We start from the raw sequence: 3,988 nt of genomic DNA on the forward strand, positions 1-3,988 counted from the left end.
GTCATTGCTTTAAGGTACGTCGATATAAACTACGAAGTAACAAAGTACAATGGTAGCTCAGTAGACTCAGGCCCTGATTCTGACGGTAGCCACATTGGTTTATATATCTACTTTCTTTTCTAGCAGTCAAAGTTTCCGTGAGTTCAGCGGATATCAAAGGGCCTTTGAGGCCCTTTTTTTCGTCCTACATTTAGCAAGCCAACACATCTTGATCTCTTACATAGCTGCTGTAAGATGAGCAGCAATATTTTCATATAATCATTAGTTCTCGGTAAAAATACCCCCATGGACGTATCCCATATTCTTGACGGTTTGAATGACGCACAACGCAGTGCTGTTGCTGCACCTATGCAAAACTTATTGGTTCTTGCTGGAGCCGGAAGTGGCAAAACCCGAGTATTGGTACACCGAATTGCCTGGTTGATGGAAATTGAACGCTTAAGCCCTTCTTCAATTATGGCAGTGACCTTCACTAACAAAGCTGCCAAGGAAATGAGGGGCCGTATCGAGCAATTGTTGGACCTGCCTGCACGAAACCTTTGGTTTGGTACTTTCCATGGCATTGCTCACCGTTTTCTGCGCGCACATTCCAAAGAAGCAAATCTTCCGGATAACTTCCAGATCCTCGACTCCGACGACCAGCTTCGGATCGTAAAGCGAATCATGCGTGAAATGAACATCGATGAGTCGCGATGGCCGCCTAAGCAAGTTCAGTCTTTTATCAACAGTAAAAAAGATGAAGGCGTTCGCGCCGCTTATTTACCGCCGACTCATTCCCAGTTCGATCAAGTAATGGCAACGCTCTACCAACGTTATGAAGAGCAATGCCAACAGTCCGGCATGGTCGACTTCGGTGAGCTCTTACTTCGCTCTCATGAAATATGGCTGAACAACCCAGCCCTGCTTGCTCATTATCAAGATCGCTTTCGCTATATTCTGGTCGACGAATTTCAAGATACTAACACCATTCAATATGCCTGGCTTCGCGTACTCGCAGGCAACCGAATCCCCATTATGGTAGTGGGCGATGATGACCAATCTATATACGGCTGGCGTGGCGCGAAGATAGAGAACATTCAACAGTTCCAAAACGACTTTGCCCAGCCTTTAGTTATTAAGCTGGAACAAAACTATCGATCGACCTGCACTATCCTGAACGCGGCCAATGCTTTGATCTCAAACAATAGCGGACGTTTAGGAAAAGAGCTATGGACTGATGGCAGTGAAGGTGAACCGATAGACCTTTATGCCGCGTTCAACGAACAAGACGAAGGCAACTATATTGCTGACCGCATCAATGCTTGGGTGAACCAAGGCCAGCTACGTTCACAATGCGCTATTCTCTACCGCTCCAATGCACAGTCGCGTGTCATTGAAGAATTTTTAATTCGCCAGGCTGTCCCTTATCGAATTTATGGCGGCCTACGCTTCTACGATCGTCAAGAGATTCGTAATGCCCTCGCCTACTTACGTTTGGTTTATTATCGACACGATGATGCCGCCTTCGAACGAGTGGTAAACGTACCAACTCGTGGTGTTGGCAATAAGACCCTTAGCGATATTCGTGAACACGCTCGAGATCAGGGAGTGTCTCTCTGGCAGGCCTGCGTCGAACGTTTGCAGCTAGGCCTGATTAAAGGCAAGGCCAATGGCTCTCTGAATGCCTTTATCGATATGATAGATGAACTTAGTGCAGAACAAGACGAGCTAAACTTATTCCAACTCACCGAAAGAGCTATCGGGCAATCGCAGCTTAAAGAGTTTCATGCGAAAGAAAAGGGTGAAAAAGGCCAGGCCCGCATTGAAAACCTCAATGAGCTTTTATCGGCAACCAAAGATTTCGAAGCTGAAGATGACGAGCTAAGCCCATTAGCTAGCTTTATTGCCCAGGCAGCCTTGGATGCAGGCGAGCAACAAGCCGAAGAACATCAGGACTGCGTGCAACTAATGACGCTTCACTCTGCAAAAGGCCTGGAGTTCCCTTTCGTGATTCTGGCAGGGATGGAAGAAGGTCTATTCCCGCACCAGATGTCAATGGAAGAGCCTGGAAGGTTAGAAGAAGAACGCCGACTCTGTTATGTCGGAGTCACTCGCGCAATGGAGAAGCTAGTGCTCACCTATGCCGAGTCACGACGCCTGTATGGCCAAGAGAAGTTCAACCCCATGTCTCGTTTTGTACGAGAGATACCACCAGGGCTAATACAAGAAGTTCGCATAAAAAATAGTGTTTCTACACCGGTCTCCTTCAGCCAATCTTCAAGCAGCGATATGCAAGTTGGCGATTCGCAATTCCAACTAGGTCAAGTTGTTCGGCATGGCAAGTTTGGTGAAGGCACTGTACTCAATTATGAAGGCCAAGGTGCCCATGCACGTATTCAAGTTAACTTCCCAGAAGCTGGCAGTAAGTGGCTAGTTCTATCTTATGCAAAGCTTGAAGCCGTCTAGCCTTTTTTGGTGGTGACTGGAACTTGTGCATAGTAAGCAAAACGCTATTTATCAGCTACTATTAAAGAGTTTCCAGTATTATTTAATAGGACCTTTGATCACATGGCGTCGCCAGAAGAGTTACAACTAGAACAAAAATCTCGTGCACTTCAACTAAAAGAAGATGCACTAAACCGCCAAGCGACCCAGCAGCAGAAAACTGAAGAACGCATTAAAGCGCACCAAGATAGCGTTGCCAAAAAAGAGCGCGCTAACCAGTTAAAAACTCAAGACCTAATAAAACGCGAACGTAAACTTAAAGAAGACAATACACTTCTCCAACATGAGAGAGAAGCATTTAACACGGCACAGCAGGCAGCTGAGTCTCGCCGCCAACCCGCGATGATTATTCTGCCGATTATGCTTATCGCTTGTATTATTGGCGGCTATTTTGCCTACGAGCAACTTGCCAAGAAGCAGCTTCACTACAACCAAATAGCCTCCGCCTCAAAGAATATTGATAAACTCGCAAATATTCTCAGTTTGACTCAGGATGAGGTGCTTACCCAAACCACTGCCTTAGCCAGTAAAAAAACTGAACTGGATAAAACCAAAGGTATGCTGTTGGAGCTAAAACAAAGCACCGACCAACTTCGAAGAGAAATACAGCTACTTAAAGGCGACCAGGAAACTAGCGCCTCGGAGAAAGCATCCCTAGTGGAGTCAGCTGATAACCTTGCACAACAACTCAGTGAACTCAAAAACCAGTTAGAAGATAAATACTTAACCATCGATATTATCGAGGCACTGGTTGATTATCAGGAAGATCACCTTGAAAACGTAAAAGGCGAACTCGCAACAAAACAAGAACTCTTAGCCAAGCATGAAGATTCGCTGAGTGAACAACAAACTCAAAGAATGAAGCTCGAGCAAGCACTGAATGAAAAAGACAGCCAACTCAAAGAAAAGAGCCAGAGCTTACAAACGGCCCAAGAGGAACTTGATCAGGCTCAGCGTCAGTTAACTGAAGCCCAACAAAAATTGAATGCTTTTACCGAAGCCATTAAAGCACCTGAAGCACCTCAAAAATAAAGATTCTATCTCTAAAAAAGGGTCTGCCTTATCTGTAGGCAGACCCTTCCACGGCTCGCTGGCTGGTTAGCACCCTCGGCCTACGGCGCTAGCCTTTCGATCGACCAACTATCATCATGCAAACGCGTATATTGGAAACGATCATGAAGTCGATTTTCACGTCCTTGCCAAAATTCGATTCGAGCCGGCACTATGCGATAGCCGCCCCATGACGAAGGTAAAGGAATCGAACCGGATTTAAATTTCTCTGCCGCTTCACGATACTTTTGTTCTAGAAAAGAACGAGACTCGATCACTTCGCTCTGATCACTACACCAAGCACCAATCTGACTGCCACGCGGCCTGGTTGCAAAATATTTCAAGGAAGCGGCACTGGATATCTTTTCACAACGTCCTTCCACCTTCACCTGACGGTTCAGTGGTAACCAGGGGAACAACATCGCTACTTGAGGGTAGGCTTTAATCTGCTGAG

3 protein-coding genes are annotated in these 3,988 nt (G+C 46.1%); 2 read left to right on the forward strand and 1 reads right to left on the reverse strand.

Translation table 11 applies throughout. The features are described from left to right. Positions 1–285: 285 nt before the first annotated feature. Positions 286–2,445, forward strand: coding sequence for a DNA helicase II (gene uvrD / locus A3735_RS13145; protein WP_068515938.1), 2,160 nt, complete (start codon positions 286–288; stop codon positions 2,443–2,445). Between the two features lie 102 nt (positions 2,446–2,547). Next, positions 2,548–3,516 (forward strand): hypothetical protein, encoded by a 969-nt coding sequence (locus A3735_RS13150; protein WP_068512378.1) that lies wholly within the window; start codon positions 2,548–2,550, stop codon positions 3,514–3,516. Positions 3,517–3,596: 80 nt separating this feature from the next. Here A3735_RS13150 and pdxH read toward each other — a convergent pair. Next, the coding region (gene pdxH / locus A3735_RS13155) for a pyridoxamine 5'-phosphate oxidase (RefSeq protein WP_068638151.1) at positions 3,597–3,988 on the reverse strand (392 nt) is incomplete at its 5' end.

The sequence above is a fragment of the Oleiphilus sp. HI0061 genome (assembly GCF_001635675.1).